Below are 25063 nucleotides of genomic sequence, written 5' to 3' on the forward strand. Positions count from 1 at the left end.
TTGAAACTTAAGATTGCTATGGACGATATACGAAAACTTGATTACATCCATTTGATTTAGCGCGATCGGCCGCTTCCGCTGCGGCTTTCAATAAATCGGAGAAACCATCAGACGAATTGGGTTGCAATTCGGCAACGCCCAGGCTTGCGGTGACATGAATGCCGGAGAGTTGCAAATGCTCGATGGAGTGGCGTATTTTCTCGGCGATCATCGCTGCACCCGCAAGATCACAATGCGGCAGCAGCAGAGCAAATTCCTCCTCACCATATCGTGCCGCGATATCTTCTCTGCGAATGGAGCCGGTGAGTGTCGCAGCAACTTCTTTCAATACTTTATCCCCGCTGGCGAGACCGAAGTTATCGTTGATCGATTTGAACCGGTCGATATCCACTATAATCAGACTGCATGGAATGCTGTGCCGGGCGGCCTCGCTCAATTTCGATGGCGCTGTTTCCAGCAGAAAATAGCGATTATATAAACCGGTAAGCGGGTCTTTCATTGTCAATTCGTGCATCTGGCTCTGCTGCATGATTGCTTTGCTTAACAATTTCTTGTTACTGATCAGCGTGTTGATTCGCGTCAGCAATTCTTCTTGAATCAGCGGCTTACTGACATAGTCATTGACACCGGAACGCAGCAGCTCAACTTTACGCGTAGCGTCATCAAGAACCGAAAAGACCAGTAGCGGCAAGTCTTTTTTGTCATCCTCAAGACTGCGAATGGCTTTTACAATCGCGTGGCCATTGAGTCTGCCTTTCAGCAAAGTATCGGCTAGCACCAGATCATAATCATTGTTTTGCAACGCCAATAATCCTTCTTCACCATTACTGAAATGATCCACCGTATAACCGCACCCGGTGAGCAATGCAGTCACTGCGCTTGCCATGGATGTGCTGTCTTCAAGATACAAAATATGACCGCTCATTGCCTTGTTGCATCGTTTCCTCGAAAACTGCACGGTATAACTGGTGATTTTATCTAATTCATGCTTGGAAAATATTTCTGTTACACCGGCTGAAAATGCTTCGTCCTGAAACTCCTTATTGTCGTTTGCGGTAATCATCACCAGCGGAATTTGCCGGGTACGGGAATCGGCGCGTAATTGCGATGAAAACATGGGGCCATCCATATCCTGCAAGTGCGTGGCGATAAATACCAGATCAAAAGGCTGTTTCCTCAATAATGTAAGCGCTTCACCACCCGTTGAGACTTGTTTGGTACCCAATCCGCCTGATTCGATCGCAGTTGATAGCAGTTTTTGATAAGTTCTGGATGGTTCAACGATAAGTCCTTCCATATTTCGATACTCCTTCAATGACATCAAGCCGGTTACAAGCAACAGAGATTCTGCGGTTTACGTTACGTTTTGCCAGGAACATGGATATCGACATTCCGGTTGGGTTTTTTAGGAGATTTATTTTTTACTAGGCTCGATCGTTGAACCGGCACAATCGCTTTGATGTGCATGGATTTGTCTGATTAACCATGAAGAGGTAAACTGCTGAGGAATTTTTGCTTGTTTTCTTATCAAGGCAAAAATCAATTTCTAAAAAAACTGAATAAAGGAGATTTTTTGATGAGAAGCATTGTAAAACTGTTCTGGGTGCTTTCGATATTATTCCTTTTCTCGTCTCAAGCGATTGCTTCGGACAGCTATATTAATAACTCAGCCGAGAAATTTTCCAGCGGTGTAGCGAATGCAGTGACCGGGTGGGTGGAACTGCCCAAAAATATTATTTTAACCAGCCAAAAAGAAGGACCGGCTTACGGCATCACCGTGGGACTAGCCATGGGGATCATGCATACCGTTGGCCGCAGTTTAGTGGGTGTGTTGGATGCCGCAACTTTCTTTATTCCAACCAAGCCATCAGTTAATCCGCCCTATATTTGGCAAGATTTTTCGCGTGAAACATCCTATTGATTCATAGTTGCCGCACTAGGTAACGCAGTTTTATAACGTTACCCGGCACCATAAAAGCAAAACGCCGTACCAGTCTCTACCGGTACGGCGTTTTATTATCAGTAACGGAGATGTGTGCGCTACAGATTTAGCGTTGCGTTTCAAGTGCCGCGATTCTTTCTTCCAGCGGCGGATGTGACATGAATAAGCGCGAAAATCCATTGCTGCCACCGGAAATACCGAAAGCGGCCAATTGATTAGGTAAATGCGCCGGTTCATGAATCATTTGCAAGCGCCGGAGTGCAGCAATCATCTTCGCTCTTCCGGCCAGGCTGGCGCCGCCCGCATCGGCGCGAAATTCACGCTGACGGCTAAACCACATAACGATAATACTGGCCAACACACCGAGCACGATTTCGGCAACGATGTTGGTAATCCAGAAGGCGGGGCCATGTCCTTCTTCTGTTTTGAAAATGACACGATCGACGGTATGGCCGATAACGCGCGACAGGAAAATGACAAATGTATTGACGACGCCTTGGATCAACGCCAGGGTGACCATATCACCGTTAGCAATATGACTGACTTCATGCGCCAGCACGGCCTCGGCTTCATCCTGACTCATGTTGTTGAGAAGACCAGTGCTCACCGCGACCAGCGCATCGTTTCGTGACATGCCGGTGGCGAATGCATTGACATCCGGCGCATCGTAAATAGCCACCTCCGGCATGCCGATCCCAGCCGCTGCCGCTTGCCGTTGTACCGTAGCAACCAGCCAATGTTCTTGCGCGTTTCGCGGCATTTCGATGACTTGAGCACCAGTGAAGCGTTTTGCTGTCCATTTGGACAAGGCAAGCGACATGAATGAGCCGCCAAAGCCGAATACCGCTGCGAATATCAGCAGGGAATTGATATTCAGACCGGTTCCTTGTGCATCAAGGATTTTTTCAACGCCAAGCAATCGTAATGTGATGCTTAGAACAACTACAATGGCCAAATTAGTTGCCAAAAAAAGAAGAATTCTTTTCATTCTTTTACTCCATGGTATTTATCGAATACAAAACAAGACTGGTATTGATATATGAATTTCTCATCATTTTTCAAGCAAATTATAGTTAAAATTTTCTGATTAAGCCGGGTGATTGCAAGCGAATTAATGCAGCTGCCCGGCTTGGTTTTAGGTGCGCAATTTCCTGAAGGGTTCGCAGAAATTTATTGTGCAGGATTCGATTGCGTGGATTTAGGCTGGGTATTTCTGACGATCTGAAAGAGAATCTCGCCTTCTTTGATCATGCCCAAGTCGCTGCGGGCACGTTCTTCAATGGCTTCAAGTCCTTGTTTCAGATCGTTGACTTCGGCTTCGAGCATGTTGTTACGATTCTGCAGCTGCAAATTCTCCGCCCGTGCCGCAACAACCTCCTGATCTACTTGCCAAACCCTGAGCCAGCTTGCTTTCCCAAGCCATAATGGGTATTGCATTGCAGCAATGGCGACGAACAGGAGGAAACTCAATAGCTTCATTATTTGAGTTGGTAAAATGCTCTCCGGCCGGCGTAGCTGGCCAAATCTCCCAAATCTTCTTCAATCCGCAACAGTTGATTGTATTTGGCGAGACGATCGGAACGGGACAGTGAGCCGGTTTTGATTTGTAAAGCGTTTGTGGCGACGGCGATATCGGCAATGGTGGTGTCTTCGGTTTCGCCGGAACGATGCGAAATGACCGCTGTGTAACCGGCGCATTTCGCCATCTCAATCGCGGCAAAGGTTTCAGTTAAGGTGCCGATCTGATTCACTTTGATCAAGATGGAATTGGCGATATTGCGTTTAATGCCTTCCTGCAGAATTCTGGTATTGGTTACGAAGATATCGTCACCGACCAATTGGATTGATTTACCTAATTTTTCGGTCAGCAATTCCCAACCGTTCCAGTCAAGTTCGCTCATACCGTCTTCGATCGTGATAATCGGGTATTTATCCACCCACGATGCCAGATAGTCCGTAAACTGCGCCGATGTCAGCTGCAGGCCCTCGGATCCTAAATGGTATTTACCATCGTGGTAAAACTCCGAACTGGCACAGTCAATGCCGATGGCAACGTCTCTACCCGGTTGATATCCTGCTTGATCGATTGCTTGCACGATCAACTGCAAAGCGGCTTCATTGCTTTCCAGATTGGGAGCAAATCCGCCTTCATCGCCGACGGTTGTAGGCATGCCTTTGTCGTTGATGAGTTTCTTTAACGTGCTGAAAACTTCCGCGCCGCATCGGATCGCATCGCGAAAATTAGCAATTCCCAGCGGGACGATCATGAATTCCTGCATGTTGATATTGTTGTTGGCATGCGCGCCGCCATTGATCAAGTTCATCATCGGCACTGGCATCGACATCGAAGCGGCGCCACCGAGGTAACGGTACAACGGCAAGCCGGATTCTTCCGCAGCCGCTTTAGCAACCGCGAGGGATACCGCGAGGATGGCATTGGCGCCAAGTCTGGATTTGTTTTCAGTGCCGTCCAGATTGATCAGTTCTTGATCGATGAAGCTTTGATCGATGGCATCCAATCCCATTAGTGTTTCGGAAATTTCGGTATTCACATTCTCCACGGCTTTGAGCACGCCTTTGCCCGAATAGCGCTGCGCATCGCCATCGCGTAATTCCATCGCCTCCCGGGTGCCGACGGATGCGCCGGAAGGAACCGAGGCGCGTCCGAGCACACCGGATTCCAGCAGTACATCCGCTTCAATGGTTGGATTACCGCGAGAATCCAGAATCTCGCGGGCGATGACATCTACTATTGCACTCATGCTACATTTTCCCTGTTGTTGACTGTTGTTAAGTGGTTGTTATTTATTTTATTTCTGGTATGGCAGGCGGTAATTTCTAGTCTTTTTAGCTGCGCTGCCGGTAATTTTCTGTTGAACTAACTAGTCCGTACGGCATGTATTTTTTCATCTCCGGCGTGTTGGTGCTCATGAGCAAAATGAATCGCCGCCTGAACATAGGACTTGAATAGCGGGTGGCCTAACCGGGGTGTGGAGGTGAATTCGGGATGAAACTGACAGCCCAGAAACCAGGGGTGATCTGTTTCAGGAAGCTCTATCATTTCACACAAATTTTCTTCCTTGGAAAAACCACTGATGCAAAGCCCGGCTTTTTCCAATTTTGGAATATAAAAACTATTGACTTCGTAGCGATGACGGTGACGTTCGCTAATGGTATCCGCGCCATAGGTTTTCCAAGCGAGCGAATCCTTTTTCAACATACATTCCTGCCCACCCAAGCGCATGCTGCCGCCGATATCGGAATTCTCATCGCGTACTTCGATTTGTCCGTCGCGCGTCCGCCATTCGGTGATCAAACCGATGACCGGGTAGGGGGTGTCCGGATTAAATTCGGTGCTGTGCGCGCCTTTCATGCTGGTTTTATTGCGTGCATATTCAATCACCGCCAATTGCATACCCAGACAAATTCCCAAATACGGAATGCGGTGGGTACGGGCAAAATTGATCGCCATGATTTTGCCTTCCACACCGCGTTTGCCAAAACCGCCGGGAACCAGAATGGCATTCATGTCGACCAAGCAATCCGTGCCTTCTTTTTCGATATTTTCAGAATCGATGTAGACGATGTTAATCCGGCTGTTGGTATGAATCCCCGCGTGAATTAAAGCTTCGGAGAGCGACTTATAGGATTCGGTCAAATCGACATATTTGCCGACAATGGCAATGGTAACGGTATGTTTCGGGTGCTCCAGTGCATACACCAGTTTTTTCCACACGCTCAAATCAGCCGGTTTTGCCAGAATACTCAGTTTGTGGCAAATGATTTCATCGAGCATTTGTTCATGCAGCAAGCCCGGGATTTTGTAGATACTGTCGACATCGATGGCGGAGATAACGGCTTCTTCCTGTACATTGGTAAAAAGCGCAATTTTTCTGCGTTCTTCCTTGGGTACTTCACGATCCGAGCGGCATAGCAACACATCCGGTTGAATGCCGATTTCGCGCAACTCCTTGACCGAATGCTGCGTGGGTTTGGTTTTCAATTCACCGGCCGATCCGATATAAGGCAGTAAGGTAAGGTGAATAAAACAGGTATCTGTGCGCGGATTTTGCACCGCCATTTGCCGGATGGCTTCCAAAAACGGCAGCGATTCAATATCGCCGACCGTGCCGCCGATTTCGATAATCGCAACTTGCGCATCGCCTACGCCCATCTGAATATAACGCTTGATTTCATCGGTGATATGCGGGATCACTTGCACCGTGCCGCCGAGATAATCGCCGCGTCTTTCCTTGCGGATCACGCTTTCATAGATTTGCCCGGTGGTGAAGTTATTATGCCGCGTCATGCGCGTGCTGATAAAACGCTCGTAATGCCCCAGATCCAGGTCGGTTTCAGCACCGTCTTCCGTGACAAATACTTCGCCATGCTGAAACGGGCTCATGGTGCCGGGATCCACATTAATGTACGGATCCAGCTTGAGCATCGTTACTTTAAGCCCGCGCGACTCCAGCAAAGCACCCAGAGATGCAGCGGCAATTCCTTTGCCCAGGGAAGAAACAACACCGCCAGTCACAAAGACATACTTGGTCATGAGCGGTTATCGCAATGAGAAAAATTCATGAGATCGGTAAAATTGAATTGCATGGCTCCGAGCGGATAGGGCGTCCAGTATTTATTAACGAATTTCAGCGAGTAACGTATTGATCGTTTGTTCAGTTTGATGCCGGTAGCTGCTACCAAAAAGATTCAAATGATTAAGAATATGATAGAGGTTATAAACCAATTTGCGAATATTATAACCGGAATCCAAAGGATAATCATACCGGTAAGCAGAATAAAAATCGGTGGGGAAACCGCCGAAAAGTTCGGTCATGGCAATATCCGCTTCCCGGTCGCCATAATAGACCGCCGGATCAAATACTACCGGATTTTCGCTGTCATCATAAGCAAAATTGCCACTCCATAGATCGCCATGCAACAACGCGGGAAGCGGCGGCGCATCGGAAAAAAATTTATCCAGATCGATCAATAATTGTTCTCCCAGTTTTTGCAGTTTGCCGTTATACCCATTGGTTTTGGCCAGATCCAATTGAAAACCCAGCCGCTGCGTACGCCAGAAATTGACCCAATCCGATGACGGCGTATTGATTTGCAGGGTTTGTCCGATGGTGTTGTCGCGCACCCAACCGAATTGTTTTGCAGTCGTGCGATGCATGGCAGCCAATTGCTTGCCTAAATCCGCTGCATGGCCACGTCCGCCGCCGTTTAACGGTAAATATTCCAGAACCAGCCATGCGGCATGATCATTTTGACCGTAGCAAACAGGCAACGGAACGCGCAATGTTTGCGATTGATGAATTTCCTGGAGGCCAGTGGCTTCCGCTTCAAACATGATCAGGTTATCAGTTGTATTGAGTTTGACAAAATAGCGTTGCGCGCCATCTGTAATGCAATACGCCTGATTGATACAGCCGCCGGCAATTGAACGGGATTCTTTTATTTTGAAAAGTGTATTTGTGACAGCGGAAATTTGTGCACTGATGTCATGCCATACCTGCATGTTTTACATATCCCGTGACAACCATGCCTTGGCTTTTTGAATTGCTGCCTGCACTTGCTCCGGTGCGGTGCCGCCAGTGTGATTCCGGCTATTCATCGAACCTTCCAGCGTCAATACGGTGAAAATACCGGATTCAATCTGTACCGAGAATTGTTGTAATTCATTCAACGCAAGCTTACTCAAATCGCAGCCTTTTTGTTCCGCATACTGCACCGCTTTGGCCACGATTTCATGCGCATCGCGAAAGGGAATCCCTTTTTTGACCAAATAATCGGCCAGATCCGTGGCAGTGGCATAACCGCGTAGTGCCGATGCGCGCATAGTCTCTTGATTGACGCGGACACCACCCAGCATGTCGGCGTAAATCCGCAGTGTATCGGTCAAAGTGTCGACGATATCAAATAGCGGTTCCTTGTCTTCCTGATTGTCCTTGTTGTAAGCCAGCGGTTGCGCTTTCATCAAGGTGAGCAGCGCCACCAGGTGACCGTTGACGCGCCCGGTTTTGCCACGCACCAGTTCCGGCACATCCGGATTCTTTTTCTGCGGCATGATCGAGGAACCGGTGCAGAAGCGGTCGGCCAGTTGAATAAAACCGAATGCCGGATTCATCCATAGAATGAATTCTTCCGACATACGCGATAAATGCGTCATGATGAGCGCCGCACAGGCACTGAATTCGATCGCAAAATCGCGATCCGAAACGGCATCCAGTGAATTCTGGCAAACCGCTTCAAAACCGAGCAGTTGTGCAACCCGCTCGCGGTTGATCGGATAACTCGTGCCAGCCAGCGCGGCGGCACCCAGCGGCAATTGATTGACCCTTTTGCTGCAATCGGCCAAGCGCTCAGCATCGCGTTTCAGCATCTCAAAATAGGCCATCAGGTGATGGCCGAACGACACCGGCTGCGCCACTTGCAGATGGGTAAAACCAGGCATGATCGTATGAATATGCTGTTCCGCCAGATTGAGCAATGCGTGTTGCATGGCCTTGATCAGATCGATTATTTCGTCGATCGCGGCGCGTAAAAATAAGCGAATGTCGGTTGCTACCTGATCGTTACGCGAGCGGCCGGTGTGCAACCGTTTTCCGGCATCGCCAACCAAGGCAGTCAGGCGCTTTTCAATATTCAAGTGAACATCTTCCAGCTCCTGCAACCAGACAAATTGATGATCACGGATTTCATCACGGATTTGCTGCATTCCTTGCTGAATAGCGGTTAAATCCGCAGTGCTGATAATGCCCTGTTCCGCCAGCATCTGCGCGTGCGCCAGCGATCCCTGGATATCGTATTCAGCTAGGCGTTGGTCAAAACTCACGGAAGCGGTATAACGTTCCACCAGCGCTGAAACCGGTTCATTGAAACGGCCCGACCAGGTTTTTTTATTGTCATCTTGTTGCAATGCAGGGTCATTATTCATTACGTGGCTCTTTATTCCTTTGTTTTCTGATCAAAATATTAACAGGCGGCATTATAAAACATAAATACCCAGCCGGTTATTTTGTGCTGGTGCGATTTTTGCCGATTTTCCGATCCGCGGCGCGCAATCATTTCAGTTAATTGATGCACGCCACTTTTCCTTCTATACGTATTAGTGGATAATTCGCGTTTTCCTCTGCCACCCATAACACAAGGAGTTATTCATGTCGGATTACAATAGACAAAATCCAAACCAGCAATCGAAAGCTGATAATTTATTCTCACAATTCAATTCGAAGTTCGAATGGATGGCACAGATCCCGACGATGCAATTGCCCGCAAAGTATGCCGGTGCATTGATCGGGCTTATCATTGTTGTCATCGCATGGAAAATGATCGCCGTCAGCAAAGTGGAATCGGATATGGCGAAGAAACTTGAAAGTGAGCGTGCGATTATCACACAACAAGCGCGGGAATACGCCGATCAGCAATACGTGAAGGAAGAAGAGCGCTTCGGGCAAGTTTTATCTTGGGCGGTGCGCGGTGAATTAATCCGCAACAATGTTGACCAGATCGATCAATATTTGAGTGAAATCGTCAGAATGAAAGATACCGAACGTGTGGTATTGATCGGTGAAGATGGGCAATTGCTGGTTTCCACCGATAAACGTCTGGAAGAAACAAAAGGAACGGAAATATTTCCGAAAGAAATTCTGAATTTGCAAAAGATTTCGGTTAGATCGGATGTCGACGGTAAAAAAATTCTGGTTGTTCCAGTCATGGGATTAAACAAGAAAATCGCCACTTTGGTTGTCAGCTACAAACAACCTAAATTCTAATAAAGATTGACCGCACACGCGGTTTAAAACTTGTTGCAATGAATGAAAGGCTTTTGCGATGGCAAAAGCCTTTTTTTATTGGATACGGCGGATTTGCGCGCCGAGCGCGGATAGTTTTCCTTCGATATTTTCATAACCGCGATCCAGGTGATAGATACGGTCAATCACGGTTTCACCTTGCGCAATCAATCCGGCAATCACGAGACTGGCCGAAGCGCGTAGATCGGTTGCCATGACATTGGTACCGTCCAAGTGAGCAATGCCGGTGACGATGGCGGCGTTGCCTTCGACTTCGATGCTGGCGTTCATGCGCTTCAATTCCTGCACATGCATCAGGCGGTTTTCAAAAATGGTTTCGGTAATGATCGCGGTTCCATCAGCAATGCAATTCAGCGACATGAATTGCGCCTGCATATCGGTCGGAAAAGCCGGGTAGGGGGCGGTACGCACATTCACAGACTTGGGTTTCGCGTGCATTCTCAGGTTAATCCAATTTTCATTGGAATCAATTCGTGCACCGGCTTCGGTTAATTTATCCAATACCGCGTCAAGAAGATGCGCATCGGTATTTTTTAAATGAATTTCACCACCGGTGGCGGTAGCCGCGACCAGAAATGTACCGGTTTCAATACGATCCGGCATGACCATGTGTTCCGCGCCATGCAGCGACGGTACACCTTCAATTGTGATGATGTCGGTGCCAGCGCCTTGAATTTTTGCTCCCATCGCTTTCAAGCAGTTGGCAAGATCGATAATCTCCGGTTCTCGCGCCGCATTTTCGAGAATTGTCGTTCCTTCGGCGAGAGTTGCCGCCATCATCAGATTCTCGGTACCGGTGACCGTCACGATATCGAAAACGATGCGCGCGCCGTGCAGTTTTTTCGCTACCGCATGAATGTAGCCATGCCGGATATGAATTTCCGCGCCCATTGCCTGCAAGCCTTTGATGTGTTGATCGACCGGGCGCAGACCGATGGCGCAGCCGCCGGGCAATGAAATCTCCGCTTCTCCGGCGCGCGCAAGCAAAGGGCCAAGCACCAGAATGGCGGCGCGCATGGTTTTGACCATTTCATACGGTGCGATCAACTGGGACAGCGTGGCGGCCGATAGCACCACTTCATTGTTGCTAGGCATAGAAATATCCGTTCCCATTTGTTTGAGCAGTGACATCATGGTGGTGATGTCATGCAATGCGGGAACATTAGTGATTTTAAGCGATTCCCCGGTGAGCAACGCGGCGCACAACACTGGAAGCGCGGCGTTTTTTGCGCCCGAAATGGAAATTTCGCCTTGTAGCGGTACGCCCCCCTGGATAATCAGTTTTTGCATAGCATGAAAAATACAAATGAAGTTTCGATTAAAATTCCGGCCTGGTTGAAATGTGCCCAAGTTCACTGCATCATACCGCAATAGTGCGGTTAAGGTTGCTCGCGGGCGCCAACTATAACAAAAAATACCGAATCAATTTCATCAGGAGAAAAAATGACCAAGCAAATCATCCATACCGCCGATGCGCCACAAGCCATTGGCACTTATTCGCAAGCAGTACGGGTGCGGGGAGGAGGATATACCATTTATCTATCGGGACAGATTGGATTGAATCCGGTCAGCATGCAAATGGCGGATGGGATTGAAGCCCAGATTCAGCAGGTATTCGCCAACCTGAAAGCGGTGGCGGCAGCCAGTGACGGCAGTTTGAACGATATTGTGAAGCTCAATATATTTCTCACCGATCTCGGCAATTTCGCGCTGGTCAATGAAATCATGGCCAGTCATTTTTCCCAGCCCTATCCGGCCCGTGCCGCCGTCGGTGTTAAAGCGCTGCCGCGCGATGCGCTGGTGGAAATGGATGCAGTCATGGTGCTGCAAAGCTGATCAATCAACTCAGTGACTGCCAGCCCGCAGGTGCAGGAAAAATTATCTCGTTTGGGCATTGCTACCGAACTGGGTTTGATTTTGCACCTGCCGATTCGTTATGAAGATGAAACACATCTATTTCCCATCGCCGATGCGCCGCCAGGGCAAACGGTACAAGTTGAAGGCGTTATAATTCACAATGAAGTGGTTTTTCGTCCCAGACGGCAACTGGTTTGCCAGGTGGAAGATAACAGCGGTGTTGTAGTGATGCGCTTTCTGAATTTCTACGGCAGTCAAATCAAAATGTATGCAGTGGGAAAGCGTGTGCGGTTATTGGGCGAGATACGTGGCGGTTTTTTTGGCGCCGAAATGGTGCATCCCAAATGCCGCATCGTTCGTGAAGGAGAATCGCTGGCGGATACAATGACGCCGGTTTATCCCACGACAGCGGGTTTGACGCAAACGATTCTGAGCAAATTGATCGCACAGGCTTTGCGGAATGCACAGCACATGCTGACCGAAACCATCCCTGACCTTATTGTCCGGAAATACCGGCTGATGAGTCTTCCGGATAGCATCCAGTGTCTGCATAATCCGCCGCCCGAGGTATCGATCGAAGCGTTGCAAACGCGCACGCATCCGGCTTGGCGGCGCGTCAAATTCGACGAATTGCTGGCGCAGCAATTATCGATGCGTTTGCATTACCGGCAACGGCGTAGCCGTTCCGCACCGGCGCTGGCGCAAAAAGACACACTGAAACAGCAATTTCTCGCGCAACTGAGTTTTACCCTGACAACTGCGCAAATCAGAGTTTGCACAGAAATCAGCCGAGATTTGGCTTCCGCGTATCCGATGCAGCGCTTGCTGCAAGGCGATGTCGGCAGCGGCAAAACGATCGTGGCCGCGTTGGCCGCGTTACAGGCGATTGAAAATGGTTATCAGGCGGCTATCATGGCGCCGACCGAGATTCTTGCCGAGCAGCATTTTCAGAAATTAACCGGCTGGTTTGAGCCGTTGGGAATCAAGGTGGTTTGGCTGTCCGGCAGCCAGAAGAAGAAACAAAAGCAAGCGGTGCTGGACGATATCGCATCCGGCGCTGCGCACTTGGCTGCCGGTACGCACGCGCTGTTCCAGGATCAGGTGATATTTCATCAATTGGGTCTGGCGATTATTGATGAGCAACACCGCTTCGGCGTGCAGCAGCGCCTGGCACTGCGCATGAAAGGTACGCAATCCGATCAAGTACCGCACCAGTTGATGATGAGCGCGACACCGATTCCACGCACATTGTCGATGAGTTATTTCGCCGATCTGGACGTGTCAATCATCGACGAATTGCCGCCGGGCCGCTCGCCGGTCGTGACCAAATTGATCGCCGGTAACCGCCGTGAAGAGGTTATTGCGCGTATACGTCATGCCTGCGAGCAAGGTAAGCAAGTCTATTGGGTTTGCCCGTTGATCGAGGAATCCGAGACGTTGCAATTGCAAACCGCGATGGAAACATTTGAAAATTTGCACTCGGTTTTTCCGGATTTAACGATTGGCTTGGTGCATGGACGCTTGCCTGCGCAGGAAAAAGCCACTGTGATGTCAGCGTTCAAGCAAGGAGAAATCCAATTACTGGTCGCGACAACGGTTATTGAAGTCGGTGTGGATGTGCCGAATGCGTCGCTGATGGTGATCGAAAACGCCGAACGCATGGGTTTGTCGCAATTGCATCAGTTACGCGGCCGTGTCGGGCGCGGACCGGAAGCGAGTATTTGTATTCTGATGTTTCAACAACCCTTGTCCGAGATCGCCCGCAAGCGGCTCAGAATTATTTTTGAACATACCGATGGTTTTGAAATCGCCCGTCAGGATTTAAACTTGCGCGGCCCCGGTGAATTCCTGGGAGCGCGGCAGAGTGGTGTACCGATGCTGCGTTTTGCCGATCTGGAACAAGATGGAGAGCTCATCACAGCCGCGCAAGCTGCCGCGGAAGAAATGCTCAACAGCTATCCGGAGCTGGTGCAGCGGCATATCGAGCGGTGGCTGGGGGATAAAACCGAATATTTGCGAGTATGAAGATACATGGATTTGCTGTCACCGGTACGCTGCCATCGTTAACCGGTTAGGATCAAATGAATAGATTGAATCAAACGATAAAGGATCATTACTGTCATGATTGTTAAGGATAAGGTTTCATGGACACGATTGCTGTTTCATTTCAGAGGCAGCAGTTTCATGGTGACGTGGCCACGTATCCTCATGGTGACTATCTCCGCGATGATCGTGACCTATATCGAGCTGTACTACAACATTCAAGCGTATACGCTCACGACGACTCCGTTCTTGCTGATTGGTGTTGCGCTGGGTATATTCCTGGGCTTCCGTAATAGCGCTTCGTACGATAAATTTTGGGAAGGGCGCAAACTTTGGGGTGCATTGGTCAACACTTCGCGCAATCTGGCGCGCCAAACATGTTTTCTGATCAAAGCGCCACAGGATAATGAGGCGGTACGGCAGTTTCGCGAAATGTTTGTCAAACGCATGATTGCGTATACGCATGCACTGCGCTGTCATTTACGTAGGGAAGATTCCGCTGAGGAAATCAAAAAATTTCTAACGCCGGATGATCTGGCTCAAGTACTCCAATCGACACACCGTCCGCTGGCCATTTTGCAGCAACTGGGCCGTGATCTTGCAATTGCGCGCGAACGGCAGTGGCTAAGTGAATTCAATCATCCGGCGATGGATGCGCAGATCAACGAGCTCACCCATATTCTCGGCGGCTGCGAACGCATCAGAAATACCCCACTACCGTTCAGTTATTCCGTATTGATCCACCGTATTGTGGCCTCTTACTGCATTTTCCTGCCGTTTGGATTGGTTGAAACCACCAGTGTACTGACGCCGATTGTTGTGCTGCTGATTTCGTATGCCTTCTTTGAATTGGATGCCATCGGCGATGAAATTGAAGATCCTTTCGGTTTGCAACCGAATGATCTGCCGTTGACTGCGATTTCACGCAATATCGAGATTAACTTGCTGGAACTGATCGATGCCCCCGACCGGCCGGTTCCTCTTAGTCCTGTGGATGATATTTTGATGTGATGACAAAAACGAACAATTTCGCTTTCCTCACCGCGATCATCCCTGTTTTACAATTCCCTCTTTGAGACTGATGTATAATGCCGCTCAACAATTCTCAGTATGGCTTTGCCAGATCTCAGGTTAAGAATTTCTAGCATGCAACACTTTCATTTTCTAGCTTTGCCGCAATGAACAAAGCGCATCCGCTGGCATGGCATTCCACACTGACTTCTGTTTCATACCATCAACGTAACTGGTTACAGGATCGCGGGTCATTGACGCGCCGCATCCAGGATCGCTGCGGACAATTTCGCGTACAACGCCTATTCCAATCGTTCAGCAGGATTTACGGGGATGAGTTGGGTGTGATGGGATTGCGTGCCAGTGAGTTGGCCATGGTGCGGGAAGTTTATTTATACTGCGGGAATACGCCAGTGGTGTTTGCGCATTCGGTGGTGGCGCATAAAAACCTGCGCGGTGCATGGCGGGGTTTGAGCGGATTGGGCAATAAATCACTGGGAACGGTTTTGTTTACCAATCCCAAAATCAAGCGCACACCGCTGGAATTTAAAAAAGTCAGCCGTGGCCATTTCCTTTATGATCGTGCATGTGCGCGCTTGCCGGAGACACCGGCCAATCTGTGGGCGCGGCGCTCGTTGTTTACACTGCACGGGCAATCGATATTAGTAACCGAAGTTTTTTTACCCGCTATCTTGAATTTACCGCTATGAATTTGGCAGACCGAATTAGAATCTATGCGCAATTGATGCGGCTTGATAAACCGATCGGTATTTTACTGTTGTTATGGCCGATGCTGTGGGGTCTGTGGTTTGCCGCACAGGGAATACCCGATGGGCAGATTCTGGTCATTTTTGTGTTGGGCACGGTGCTGATGCGCTCAGCGGGCTGTGTCATCAATGACTACGCCGACCGCAAGATCGATCCGCATGTCGAGCGCACCAAAAATCGCCCGATGGCGGCCGGCCGGGTTAGCTCCAAGGAAGCTTTGCTGCTGGCGGCAGTATTGAGTATCTGCGCATTTCTGCTGATTCTGCCTTTGAATCAACTGACCATCCTGCTTTCGGTACCGGCACTGTTTCTGGCTGGAAGCTATCCGTTCACCAAGCGTTTCTTTGCGATGCCGCAAGCTTATCTGGGCATTGCGTTCAGTTTCGGCATTCCGATGGCTTTTGCCGCACAAACCGATGGCCTGCCGCCGATCATTTGGGTTTTGATGCTGGCCAATCTGTTCTGGGTGATTGCGTACGATACCGAGTATGCCATCGTCGATAAACCGGACGATTTGAAAATCGGCATCCAAACTTCCGCGATTACTTTTGGACGCTTTGATGTGCTGGGCGTGATGGTATGTCATGCCTGTTTCATCGCGATCATGCTGATCATCGGACAAATGCAGCAGATGAATTGGGCGTATTACGCCGGATTATCGGTTGCAACCGGGTTAATTGCTTACCAATATACATTGATCCGGCATCGCGACCGGGCTTTGTGTTTCAAGGCATTTCTGCATAACAATTGGGTAGGAATGACGGTGTTTGCCGGGATCGCGCTCGATTTTGTCATTTTCCCGCATTAAGGATTTAATCCATGCAATATAAAGACCTCCGGGATTTCATCGCGCAACTGGAAGCAATGGGTGAACTCAAGCGCATTCAAACGGAAATTGATCCGGCGCTGGAGATGACGGAAATCTGCGACCGTATCCTGAAAGCGCAAGGCCCGGCGGTTTTGTTTGAGCACCCCAAAGGGCACAGCATGCCGGTGCTCGGCAATCTGTTTGGCACACCGAAACGGGTGGCGCTGGGTATGGGGCAGGAATCGGTCGAAGCGCTGCGCGAGGTTGGTAAATTATTGGCGTACCTGAAAGAACCCGATCCGCCGAAGGGATTGAAAGATGCCTGGGATAAATTGCCGCTATTGAAGCAAGTATTGAATATGGCGCCGAAAGAATTGAGCAGCGCGCCGTGTCAGGAAATCGTGTGGGAAGGCAACGATGTCGATCTGAGCCGCATACCGATTCAAACCTGCTGGCCGGGCGATGTCGCGCCACTGATCACCTGGGGTTTGACGGTGACACGCGGACCGAACAAAACCCGGCAGAATCTAGGTATTTACCGCCAGCAAGTCATCGGCCCGAATAAAGTCATTATGCGCTGGCTGGCGCATCGCGGCGGGGCGCTGGATTTCCGTGAATTCAGCTTGCTGAATCCGGGCAAACCGTATCCGCTGGCAGTCGCTTTGGGCGCCGACCCAGCGACCATACTCGGTGCCGTGACACCGGTGCCGGATACATTGAGCGAATACCAGTTCGCCGGACTACTGCGTGGTGCCAAAACCGAAGTGGTGAAATGCATCGGCAATGACCTGCAAGTTCCGGCGAGTGCAGAAATCGTGCTCGAAGGCGCGATTCATCCCGGCGAAACCGCATTGGAAGGACCATATGGCGATCACACGGGTTATTACAACGAACAGGAAACTTTCCCGGTTTTTACCATCGATCGCATCACCATGCGGCGCAATCCGATTTATCACTCCACCTATACCGGCAAACCGCCGGATGAACCGGCGATTCTTGGCGTGGCGTTGAACGAAGTATTCGTGCCTTTACTGCAAAAACAATTCCCGGAAATTACCGATTTTTACCTGCCGCCGGAAGGGTGTTCGTACCGCATGGCGGTGGTCAGTATGAAGAAGCAATATGCCGGACACAGCAAACGCGTGATGTTCGGTATCTGGAGTTTTTTGCGTCAGTTCATGTACACCAAGTTTATCATCGTCACCGACGACGACATCAACGTGCGTGACTGGAAGGAAGTGATTTGGGCGATTACTACGCGCGTCGATCCGGTGCGCGATACCTTGCTGGTGGAAAACACACCGATCGACTACCTCGATTTCGCCAGTCCGATTTCCGGATTGGGCGGTAAAATGGGGCTGGACGCGACCAATAAATTTCCCGGTGAAACGAATCGGGAATGGGGCACGCCGATCGTGATGGATGATGCAGTTAAGCAGCGGGTCGATGCCATTTGGCAAAATCTTGGGATTTAACGTCATGCGTGAGATCGGGCATACTATCTTGCTATTGACGATGAGTAACGTGTTCATGACCTTCGCCTGGTACGCGCATTTGAAGGAATTGAATCACAAGCCGTGGATTATCGCCGCGCTGGTCAGCTGGAGCATTGCTTTTTTCGAATATATGCTGCAAGTTCCGGCCAACCGGATCGGTTACACGGTATTGTCGGTCGCGCAGCTCAAAATTTTGCAGGAGGTCATCACGTTGACCGTGTTTGTGCCATTTGCATTGTTTTATTTGAAAGAACCGCTGAAGCTGGATTATCTCTGGGCCGCATTATGCATGGTAGGCGCGGTTTATTTCATGTTCCGCGCACGCTGATCGGGTTTCGATGTTTTGAACATTTTAAAATCCCTGTTTTTCGATAGAACATCGACTGCGAGAAATAGTACAATGTTGAGTTATTGGGATAAATAAGCCGGTAAGATTTTGCGATGAATCCGGCAGACCGGTAATCAAGGATTGCGAATAATTGAATCAGACAGACAGGCACTGCACACTAAATCCAGAATGAAGTTACCTATTATCCCGAGTATATTTATCCTGGCGTTAGTGCTCACTTTACCGCTCAACAGTTGGGGCAGTTGCGTCGTTCCCAGAATCGAAGGTGAGAGTGAGATCGAATATAAACCGATCGTCAAACCGCAAAAGAAACCAGTATTCATCGAGGCTGATCGAATTACCGGTTATTACAAGCAAGAAGTCGAAGCAACCGGAAATGCGGTTCTGCAACAAGGTGACAATACTCTTAAGGCTGATCGTGTGAAATATTACGAGCAGACCGAAGATACCGAAGTTGAAGGAAATATCCACCTGGAAAGACCTAAGGATATCCTGCAAGGCAAGAAACTCGAACTCAATATGAAAACCGAAGTCGGTCAATTGACCGAACCGCGCTATTCCATGAAACAAGGAAAAGGGCGCGGTGCTGGCGATATCTTGTATTTTGAAGGCAAAGATCACTACCGGATCAAAGAGACCAACTACACCACCTGCCCGCCCAAAAAAAGGGATTGGTATCTGCGCGCGACAGAGCTGGAAATCGACAACAACCAAGAAGTGGCTACCGCGAAGCATGTCAGTATTGTGTTTAAAGATGTGCCGATTTTATATTCACCGTGGGTCAATTTCTCCTACAGCGGCCGGCGTAAAAGCGGATTACTGGCGCCTGTTGCGGGCTACAACGCCAAAACCGGCTTCGATATGGGGTTGCCGATTTATTTGAATATCGCACCCAATATCGATGCGACCATAACACCGCGGATTATGACGATGCGTGGTTTTTTGTTAAGCAATGAGCTGCGCTATCTCGGCAATAACAACATGAACGGTCATTTGCTGTTCGATATCCTGCCGATGGACATTAATACCGATCGAACCCGCTGGGGCGTTTTATACACGCATTCGCAGAATATCGGCCGGGGCTGGCAAGGCTTTCTAAATTATAACGAGGTATCTGACGACCGGTATTTTCGTGAGCTTACCCCTAACCTGGCACAGACCAGCTTGACCAACTTGTCGCAACAAGCCGGCGTTGCATACAACGGTAGGTTAGGTAAGGATGGCGCATTGCAATTCACTGGATTTGCACAGCGCTTTCAAACCCTCCAGGATCCGTTTGCACGGTTTGTTTCTCCCTACGAGCGATTGCCGCATTTTGCTTTGAATGCCGTCAAATATAATGTCGGCAAAATGGATTTTGAAATGAAAAGCAGCTGGACGAATTTTTATCATCCGACACTCGTCGATGGCAATCGCCTGGTTTTTTATCCCAGTGTCAGTGTTCCGTTGCGCAATGAATTCGGCTATATCACCCCTAAATTCGGGCTGCACTATACCCACTATAATCTTGATTCAGCGCCGGTTGAAGGTAAAAGCAACAACCTTGACCGCACCGTGCCGATTTTCAGCTGGGATAGCGGCATTGCATTTGACCGTCAAGTCAGGCTATGGGATACAAAATTTGTTCAGACGCTGGAACCGCGCTTGTTTTATGTTTACGCGCCATACCGGAATCAAAGTTTCCTGCCTAATTTTGACTCCGCAGTCAATGACTTCAGCTTTGCGCAAATACTGACCGAAAACCGTTTCAGCGGCGGTGACCGTATCAACGATGCCAATCGCGTCGTAACTGCGTTGACATCGCGATTCGTGGAGCAGGAGACAGGGATCGAACGATTGCGCCTTGCCGTTGGACAGCAATTCAACTTTAACGACCCTAGAGTTCTATTGCTTCCGCCTCAAGTCACCAGCGGCCGGTCGGACTTCATTGCCGCGATATCCGGGCGTCTGACACCAACCATCAGTGCCGACTCGAATGTCCAGATGGACGAATCCAAATTATGGATTGAAAAGGTTCGCACCGGTATCAGCTACCAGCCGGAAGCCGGAAAGGTGCTCAATCTGGGTTACCGGTTTACCCGCGGTGTATTGGAGCAAGTGGATACTTCGATGCAATGGCCGCTGGGCGGAAATTGGCATGGCGTTACCCGGGTCAATTATTCATTGCTGGATGATAAAATTCTGGCCGGTTTGGCCGGTTTTGAATATAACTCGTGCTGCTGGGCCTTACGGGTTGTACTGCAACGGTTGACGACCGCGACACAAACGACCACCACCGCATTTTTTGTGCAACTTGAGTTAAAAGGGTTAATGGGACTTGGCAATAACCCGTTGCAGGTACTGCAACAAAGCATTCCCGGCTATACCAGCGTTCATTAAGCGTTGATTTTTCCTATCGCATTTATCCAGTGTTGTCATTTTATGCATAAAAGCAATTATTTTTGCATTCCCTTGCTGCTTACTGTATTGCTATCGGCATCCGTTGCCGCGCAGGAGCCGATGTTTGTTCCGGCGGCCAGAGCCATCGATCATATCGTCGCCGTGGTGAACGAAGATGTCATTACGCGCCAGGAGCTTGACGATGCGGTTAAAACAGCGGTTGGCCGTCTGCAGCAGCAAGGCGTGCAATTGCCGGATCAACGTAGCCTGGAGAATCAGGTGCTGGAATCGGTCGTCATGAAACATATCCAATTGCAGCATGCCAAGGAAGTTGGCCTAGCGGTTGGTGAAAGCGAACTGGACGAGACCATACAACGGATTGCAGCCGACAATAAATTATCCTTGCCGGAATTTCATGCGGTATTGGAAAAAGACGGCATCAGCTACAATAAATTCCGCGATGAAATCCGCGATGAAATGATCATGGCGCGGCTCAAGGAACGGGAAGTAAAGCATCAAGTGAATGTGACCGAAGGGGAGGTGGATAATTACCTCCAGACGCAAAAATCCACATCCGAAGGTCAAGACGAATACCGTCTTGCACATATTTTGATCCTGGTGCCGGAAAATATCGCACCGAGTCAAATTCAGCAACGAGCGGAGCGGGCCAAATTGGCGTCTGATAAGCTTCAGCAGGGTGTGGATTTTTCCCAGGTCGCGGCGGAATTTTCCGATGCGGCCGACGCCAAGACCGGCGGCATCATTGAATGGCGCCCAGTCACGCAAATGGGCCCAACTTTCGCCGAGCTGCTGGAACCGCTGCAACCCGGCGATGTGACACCGGTGGTGCAAAGCCCCAGCGGTTTTCACATTTTCAAGCTGCTCGGCAGACGCGCTCAGGAAACACCGACCGTCATCATTGACCAAACGCATGCGCGCCATGTATTGATTAAAATTAATGAACTGACTTCGGAAAGCGATGGCAAGCAAAAGATTCTTCAGATTAAGGAGCGGCTAGATAAAGGAGAAAACTTCGAAGAAGTTGCGAAACTGTATTCCGAAGATACCAGCGCTTCTTCCGGCGGCGACCTGGGCTGGCTCTCGCCGGGTGATACCGTGCCAGATTTTGAACGAGCGATGAATGCGCTGCTGCCGGGACAGATAAGCGATCCGGTCCGGTCGCAATTCGGCTGGCATTTAATCCAAGTGCTGGAACGCCGTTCGCAGGATATCAGCCTGGACCGGCGCCGTCAGACTGCAAGGCAAGCGATCCGCTCACGCAAAGCCGATGTCGTGGTGCAAGAATGGTTGCGGCAGCTGCGTGATCAAGCGTATGTGGAATACCGTTTGGACGATGATCATGAACACTAAAATTATTCCCTCACTCGTACTGACACCCGGCGAACCGGCGGGAATCGGCCCCGACTTATGCGTGCAAATCGCGCAACAACCGTTATCGTGCCGCTTGGTTGCTATTGCTGATGGCGAATTGCTGATGGCGCGCGCGCGGCAGTTGCAGCTTCCGCTGAAACTGATTGATGCCGCCGCAACGCCATCAGCGCGGCATGAAGCGGGTAGCTTGCAGTTGATGCATGTGCCATTGGCGCAAGCAGCGGTTCCGGGCACATTGAATCCGGCGAATGCGCAGTATGTGCTCGAAACACTCCGCCTTGCAGTTGCCGCCTGCCAATCCGGTCAGTTTGACGGCATGGTGACCGCTCCCGTGCATAAGGGTGTGATCAACGATGCCGGCATTCCATTCACCGGACATACCGAATATTTATCCGAATTGCTGCATAGCCCCGTCGTTATGATGCTGGCGGGCGGGAATATGCGAGTAACGCTGGCAACCACGCATTTACCGCTGAAAGATGTGGCCGCGGCCATCACGGCGGATAGAATCGAAAGCAAACTGCGCATCATTCAACGCGATCTAATCACGCGCTTTATGTTGGAAAATCCGCGAATTGCCGTTGCTGGGCTTAATCCGCATGCCGGTGAATCGGGACATCTAGGCCGGGAAGAAATTGATGTCATCATTCCGGTACTGGATAAATTACGTGCCGAAGGCATGCAGCTAACCGGTCCGGTACCGGCGGATACCTTGTTCAACCCGGCGCAACTGAAGCAGTTCGATTGTATTTTCACCATGTATCACGATCAGGGTTTGCCGGTTCTGAAACATGCCAGTTTTGGCGGCGGCGTGAATATCACCCTGGGATTACCCATTATTCGCACATCGGTCGATCACGGTACCGCATTGGAACTGGCTGGAACAGGAAAGGCGAATCCCGGCAGTTTGCTGACAGCGATTGAAATGGCTGTGCAGCTAACAAAGAACCAAACCCAATTTCTCCGTCATGCATCATAATCCACGCAAGCGATTTGGCCAGAATTTCCTGGTCGATCAGCATATTATTGCGCAAATCGTTGCTGAAATTTATCCGCAGAAGAGCGACCGGATTATTGAAATCGGACCGGGACTGGGCGCACTGACACGCCCTTTGTTGCAGGCTCTGGATCACTTGCACGTGATCGAAATTGACCGGGATATTGTGAGCAAGCTGAATCAAGCGTTTGCACAGGAAGAATTAACCATACATGCCGCTGATGCGCTGAAGTTCGATTTCTCCGCGCTGGGCAGCAAACTGCGCATTGTCGGCAATCTGCCTTATAACATTTCAACGCCGTTACTGTTTCATCTGAGTCAATTCTCAGAACATATCCTGGATATGCATTTTATGCTGCAAAAGGAAGTTGTCGATCGCATGGTCGGTTCGCCCTCCACAGCCGATTACGGACGGCTCTCCGTCATGTTGCAATACCGTTTCGATATGGAATATGTTTTCAGTGTTCCGGCGGAATCATTCCGCCCCGTACCCAAAGTTGAATCGGCTATCGTTCGCATGACGCCGCGCGATTCATCCTCGCGCATCGTTAAGGACGAAGCATTATTCGCACAAATTGTCACCGCAGCATTTTCACAGCGCCGCAAAACGCTTCGCAACACACTACAACAACATTTAACATCCAGTGATTTCAGTACGTTGGGAATCGATCCGGGGTTGCGCGCCGAGAATTTGTCGGTGAAGGAATTTGCCGCGATCGCAAATTTCTTAGCCTGACGATTGGTATTGCATCCATGCTGATTCGACGGCTGGCGCTCAGTTACACGCCGCTTCAAAGCACTGCGGGCTTATTGGGAAGCTCATTGGTATCTTTCTCCGGATCAAATGGAAAATATTTTTGCAACTGCATACCAACAGCATGAATACCTGCGATGACCCCAGTCTCGAATTGCCGTTGCCGGAATGCCGATTCCATTGTCCGGCAAATAGCATGCCATTCCTGATCCGGGACCTTGGCATGAATACCCCGGTCGGCGATGATTTCCACTGTGCGATCGGCTAATAGCAAATAAATCAGCACACCATTATTGTGTTCCGTATCCCAGACCCGCATTTGTGAGAATACCTCAATCGCACGTTCCCGGGCAGTCTGGTTTTTGAGTAGCGGCAGCGTATTCAACGCCGCTTCCACGGCAAAACAAATTTCACCGCCATGTGTCATTTCCGATTGCACAATCGCTTGTTCGATCGCTGCAAGCGACACGGCCGGAAATGTGCGGCGTTGTGTCAATTGTCCGGTTAATAAATGGCGCAGGATTCGAGCAAAATTCATTTACCACCTCCCCGACGCACCACCGCCGCCAAAACCGCCGCCTCCGCCACCAAAGCCACCACCACCGAAACCGCCACGATCAAAGCCGCCGTGCCGGTAACTGCGATCTGACCAGCCACCACGCCCGGTTCGATAAATTCCTCCACCGCTATTCAAAAAGAGATTGATAAAAAATGCCGTGATCGCTATTAGAATGGCAACCGTCAACGACGCAAAAGACAGCCATCCGATGATTCCCACGCCAATACCAGTGACCATTGCGCCGGCAAGGCGGCCGAGCATAACTTGTAACATTCTTCCCAGTATCATCGCTCCGATCAGGAGGGAAACAAAATTCTCAACCGGAAAATGTTCACCCGCAGCGCTATTAGTGTTTCGGGAGTTTTTAGGAGGCGGCAACGGTTCGCCCTGAATCAAATGGATGATGGCCTCGATTCCGGCATCAATACCGTTGGCAAAATGACCCAGTTTGAAATGCGGCGTCATAATATCCGCGATAATGCGTTTGGCTATCGCATCCGGTATAACGCCTTCCAATCCGTAGCCAACTTCGATGCGCAAGGCGTGATCGTTCTTGGCGATGAGCAATAAAATGCCATCGTCTATGCCTTTACGCCCCAATTGCCACGCTTCCGCCACGCGTATGGAATATTGCTCGATGGTTTCAGGCTGCGTAGTCGGGATCATTAATACCGCAATCTGACTGCCTTTGGTTTTCTCAAAAGCCAGCAATTTCTGCTCCAGATGCACGACTTCACTGGCGGAGAGGGTTGCAGTCAAATCGTTGACATGTGCTTTGAGCGGAGGAATGGCAACATCGGCCATAGCGAGCATAGCGCTAAACAACATGGCTATGAGCAACCCTACTGTTATTCCCGGCCGGATCATTCTGGTGAGTATCATAGTGAC

General features: G+C 49.9%; 23 protein-coding genes. 13 read left to right on the forward strand and 10 right to left on the reverse strand.

The genetic code is table 11. The annotated features are described in order from the left end of the window. Positions 1 to 16: 16 nt before the first annotated feature. On the reverse strand, positions 17 to 1297 hold the full coding sequence (locus R2083_RS07005; RefSeq protein WP_317537972.1) for a diguanylate cyclase: 1281 nt from the start codon (positions 1295 to 1297) through the stop codon (positions 17 to 19). 219 nt (positions 1298 to 1516) lie between these two features. Here R2083_RS07005 and R2083_RS07010 point away from each other — a divergent pair, with 219 nt between their 5' ends. Beyond that, on the forward strand, positions 1517 to 1921 hold the full coding sequence (locus R2083_RS07010; RefSeq protein WP_411172458.1) for an exosortase system-associated protein, TIGR04073 family: 405 nt from the start codon (positions 1517 to 1519) through the stop codon (positions 1919 to 1921). Positions 1922 to 2048: 127 nt separating this feature from the next. On the opposite strand, the gene htpX is transcribed toward R2083_RS07010, so the two are convergent. The 6 genes from htpX to argH all read right to left on the reverse strand — a co-directional run bounded on the left by htpX (position 2049) and on the right by argH (position 8885). Next, on the reverse strand, positions 2049 to 2930 hold the full coding sequence (htpX, locus tag R2083_RS07015; RefSeq protein WP_317537973.1) for a protease HtpX: 882 nt from the start codon (positions 2928 to 2930) through the stop codon (positions 2049 to 2051). A gap of 182 nt (positions 2931 to 3112) precedes the next feature. Beyond that, positions 3113 to 3421: a cell division protein FtsB gene (ftsB, locus tag R2083_RS07020; protein WP_317530740.1), complete on the reverse strand. Its 309-nt coding sequence runs from the start codon at positions 3419 to 3421 to the stop codon at positions 3113 to 3115. Continuing rightward, positions 3421 to 4704 (reverse strand): phosphopyruvate hydratase, encoded by a 1284-nt coding sequence (eno, locus tag R2083_RS07025; RefSeq protein WP_317537974.1) that lies wholly within the window; start codon positions 4702 to 4704, stop codon positions 3421 to 3423. Before eno ends, ftsB begins: the two co-directional genes overlap by 1 nt. Positions 4705 to 4820: 116 nt before the next feature. Next, the gene (locus R2083_RS07030; protein ID WP_317537975.1) at positions 4821 to 6497 is read right to left on the reverse strand and encodes a CTP synthase; all 1677 of its coding nucleotides are present in this window, start codon (positions 6495 to 6497) and stop codon (positions 4821 to 4823) included. Between the two features lie 84 nt (positions 6498 to 6581). Further along, a complete protein-coding gene (locus R2083_RS07035; protein WP_317537976.1) occupies positions 6582 to 7466 on the reverse strand; it encodes a fructosamine kinase family protein in 885 nt (294 codons plus the stop codon). A gap of 3 nt (positions 7467 to 7469) precedes the next feature. Further along, positions 7470 to 8885 carry an argininosuccinate lyase gene (argH, locus tag R2083_RS07040; RefSeq protein ID WP_317537977.1) on the reverse strand — a complete coding sequence of 472 codons (1416 nt, stop codon included), beginning with the start codon at positions 8883 to 8885 and terminating at the stop codon, positions 7470 to 7472. A 223-nt stretch (positions 8886 to 9108) separates the two neighbouring features. Here argH and R2083_RS07045 point away from each other — a divergent pair, with 223 nt between their 5' ends. After that, a complete protein-coding gene (locus tag R2083_RS07045) occupies positions 9109 to 9723 on the forward strand; it encodes a hypothetical protein (protein ID WP_317537978.1) in 615 nt (204 codons plus the stop codon). A gap of 75 nt (positions 9724 to 9798) precedes the next feature. Here R2083_RS07045 and murA read toward each other — a convergent pair whose 3' ends face one another. After that, on the reverse strand, positions 9799 to 11052 hold the full coding sequence (murA, locus tag R2083_RS07050; RefSeq protein WP_317530734.1) for a UDP-N-acetylglucosamine 1-carboxyvinyltransferase: 1254 nt from the start codon (positions 11050 to 11052) through the stop codon (positions 9799 to 9801). Between the two features lie 153 nt (positions 11053 to 11205). Between murA and R2083_RS07055 the strand changes: the two genes are divergently transcribed. The 11 genes from R2083_RS07055 (at position 11206) to rsmA (ending at position 23598) form a co-directional block, all read left to right on the forward strand. Next, positions 11206 to 11598 carry a Rid family detoxifying hydrolase gene (locus R2083_RS07055; RefSeq protein WP_317530733.1) on the forward strand — a complete coding sequence of 131 codons (393 nt, stop codon included), beginning with the start codon at positions 11206 to 11208 and terminating at the stop codon, positions 11596 to 11598. Between the two features lie 12 nt (positions 11599 to 11610). Continuing rightward, positions 11611 to 13644, forward strand: a complete 2034-nt coding sequence (gene recG, locus R2083_RS07060; protein WP_317537979.1) for an ATP-dependent DNA helicase RecG — start codon at positions 11611 to 11613, stop codon at positions 13642 to 13644. Positions 13645 to 13740: 96 nt separating this feature from the next. Further along, positions 13741 to 14673 carry a bestrophin family protein gene (locus R2083_RS07065; protein ID WP_317537980.1) on the forward strand — a complete coding sequence of 311 codons (933 nt, stop codon included), beginning with the start codon at positions 13741 to 13743 and terminating at the stop codon, positions 14671 to 14673. A 167-nt stretch (positions 14674 to 14840) separates the two neighbouring features. Then, entirely contained in the window at positions 14841 to 15383 is a 543-nt protein-coding gene (locus R2083_RS07070) for a chorismate--pyruvate lyase family protein (RefSeq protein ID WP_317537981.1), read from the forward strand. Next, complete coding sequence (gene ubiA / locus R2083_RS07075) at positions 15380 to 16249, forward strand: 4-hydroxybenzoate octaprenyltransferase (protein ID WP_317537982.1); 870 nt, start codon at positions 15380 to 15382, stop codon at positions 16247 to 16249. Before R2083_RS07070 ends, ubiA begins: the two co-directional genes overlap by 4 nt. Positions 16250 to 16260: 11 nt before the next feature. Further along, positions 16261 to 17724, forward strand: a complete 1464-nt coding sequence (gene ubiD / locus R2083_RS07080) for a 4-hydroxy-3-polyprenylbenzoate decarboxylase (RefSeq protein WP_317537983.1) — start codon at positions 16261 to 16263, stop codon at positions 17722 to 17724. Positions 17725 to 17728: 4 nt separating this feature from the next. After that, positions 17729 to 18073, forward strand: a complete 345-nt coding sequence (locus R2083_RS07085) for a DMT family protein (protein ID WP_317538986.1) — start codon at positions 17729 to 17731, stop codon at positions 18071 to 18073. 189 nt (positions 18074 to 18262) lie between these two features. Next, the gene (locus R2083_RS07090) at positions 18263 to 20473 is read left to right on the forward strand and encodes an LPS-assembly protein LptD (RefSeq protein ID WP_317537984.1); all 2211 of its coding nucleotides are present in this window, start codon (positions 18263 to 18265) and stop codon (positions 20471 to 20473) included. A gap of 42 nt (positions 20474 to 20515) precedes the next feature. Continuing rightward, entirely contained in the window at positions 20516 to 21844 is a 1329-nt protein-coding gene (locus R2083_RS07095; RefSeq protein ID WP_317537985.1) for a peptidylprolyl isomerase, read from the forward strand. Beyond that, the gene (gene pdxA, locus R2083_RS07100) at positions 21834 to 22844 is read left to right on the forward strand and encodes a 4-hydroxythreonine-4-phosphate dehydrogenase PdxA (protein WP_317530724.1); all 1011 of its coding nucleotides are present in this window, start codon (positions 21834 to 21836) and stop codon (positions 22842 to 22844) included. Before R2083_RS07095 ends, pdxA begins: the two co-directional genes overlap by 11 nt. After that, on the forward strand, positions 22834 to 23598 hold the full coding sequence (gene rsmA / locus R2083_RS07105; protein WP_317537986.1) for a 16S rRNA (adenine(1518)-N(6)/adenine(1519)-N(6))-dimethyltransferase RsmA: 765 nt from the start codon (positions 22834 to 22836) through the stop codon (positions 23596 to 23598). Before pdxA ends, rsmA begins: the two co-directional genes overlap by 11 nt. 55 nt (positions 23599 to 23653) lie before the next feature. On the opposite strand, the gene R2083_RS07110 is transcribed toward rsmA, so the two are convergent. Together R2083_RS07110 and R2083_RS07115 are read right to left on the reverse strand one after the other, a co-directional pair. Continuing rightward, positions 23654 to 24154: a TPM domain-containing protein gene (locus R2083_RS07110; protein ID WP_317537987.1), complete on the reverse strand. Its 501-nt coding sequence runs from the start codon at positions 24152 to 24154 to the stop codon at positions 23654 to 23656. Continuing rightward, positions 24155 to 25057 carry a YgcG family protein gene (locus R2083_RS07115; RefSeq protein ID WP_317537988.1) on the reverse strand — a complete coding sequence of 301 codons (903 nt, stop codon included), beginning with the start codon at positions 25055 to 25057 and terminating at the stop codon, positions 24155 to 24157. Positions 25058 to 25063 lie beyond the last annotated feature (6 nt).

Source organism: Nitrosomonas sp. Is35 (genome assembly GCF_033063295.1).
In the GTDB taxonomy this organism is placed as follows: domain Bacteria; phylum Pseudomonadota; class Gammaproteobacteria; order Burkholderiales; family Nitrosomonadaceae; genus Nitrosomonas.

Bases quoted from the DNA above. Each gene is read 5' to 3' on its own strand.
- ftsB (WP_317530740.1), bottom strand. From the start codon at position 3,421: ATGAAGCTATTGAGTTTCCTCCTGTTCGTCGCCATTGCTGCAATGCAA.
- R2083_RS07045 (WP_317537978.1), top strand. From the start codon at position 9,109: ATGTCGGATTACAATAGACAAAATCCAAACCAGCAATCGAAAGCTGAT.
- R2083_RS07095 (WP_317537985.1), top strand. From the start codon at position 20,516: ATGCATAAAAGCAATTATTTTTGCATTCCCTTGCTGCTTACTGTATTG.
- R2083_RS07090 (WP_317537984.1), top strand. From the start codon at position 18,263: ATGAAGTTACCTATTATCCCGAGTATATTTATCCTGGCGTTAGTGCTC.
- R2083_RS07085 (WP_317538986.1), top strand. From the start codon at position 17,729: ATGCGTGAGATCGGGCATACTATCTTGCTATTGACGATGAGTAACGTG.
- murA (WP_317530734.1), bottom strand. From the start codon at position 11,052: ATGCAAAAACTGATTATCCAGGGGGGCGTACCGCTACAAGGCGAAATT.
- R2083_RS07005 (WP_317537972.1), bottom strand. From the start codon at position 1,297: ATGGAAGGACTTATCGTTGAACCATCCAGAACTTATCAAAAACTGCTA.
- pdxA (WP_317530724.1), top strand. From the start codon at position 21,834: ATGAACACTAAAATTATTCCCTCACTCGTACTGACACCCGGCGAACCG.
- ubiA (WP_317537982.1), top strand. From the start codon at position 15,380: ATGAATTTGGCAGACCGAATTAGAATCTATGCGCAATTGATGCGGCTT.
- R2083_RS07055 (WP_317530733.1), top strand. From the start codon at position 11,206: ATGACCAAGCAAATCATCCATACCGCCGATGCGCCACAAGCCATTGGC.
- R2083_RS07110 (WP_317537987.1), bottom strand. From the start codon at position 24,154: ATGAATTTTGCTCGAATCCTGCGCCATTTATTAACCGGACAATTGACA.
- R2083_RS07070 (WP_317537981.1), top strand. From the start codon at position 14,841: ATGAACAAAGCGCATCCGCTGGCATGGCATTCCACACTGACTTCTGTT.
- R2083_RS07065 (WP_317537980.1), top strand. From the start codon at position 13,741: ATGATTGTTAAGGATAAGGTTTCATGGACACGATTGCTGTTTCATTTC.
- htpX (WP_317537973.1), bottom strand. From the start codon at position 2,930: ATGAAAAGAATTCTTCTTTTTTTGGCAACTAATTTGGCCATTGTAGTT.
- rsmA (WP_317537986.1), top strand. From the start codon at position 22,834: ATGCATCATAATCCACGCAAGCGATTTGGCCAGAATTTCCTGGTCGAT.
- eno (WP_317537974.1), bottom strand. From the start codon at position 4,704: ATGAGTGCAATAGTAGATGTCATCGCCCGCGAGATTCTGGATTCTCGC.
- ubiD (WP_317537983.1), top strand. From the start codon at position 16,261: ATGCAATATAAAGACCTCCGGGATTTCATCGCGCAACTGGAAGCAATG.
- R2083_RS07030 (WP_317537975.1), bottom strand. From the start codon at position 6,497: ATGACCAAGTATGTCTTTGTGACTGGCGGTGTTGTTTCTTCCCTGGGC.
- R2083_RS07035 (WP_317537976.1), bottom strand. From the start codon at position 7,466: ATGCAGGTATGGCATGACATCAGTGCACAAATTTCCGCTGTCACAAAT.
- argH (WP_317537977.1), bottom strand. From the start codon at position 8,885: ATGAATAATGACCCTGCATTGCAACAAGATGACAATAAAAAAACCTGG.
- R2083_RS07115 (WP_317537988.1), bottom strand. From the start codon at position 25,057: ATGATACTCACCAGAATGATCCGGCCGGGAATAACAGTAGGGTTGCTC.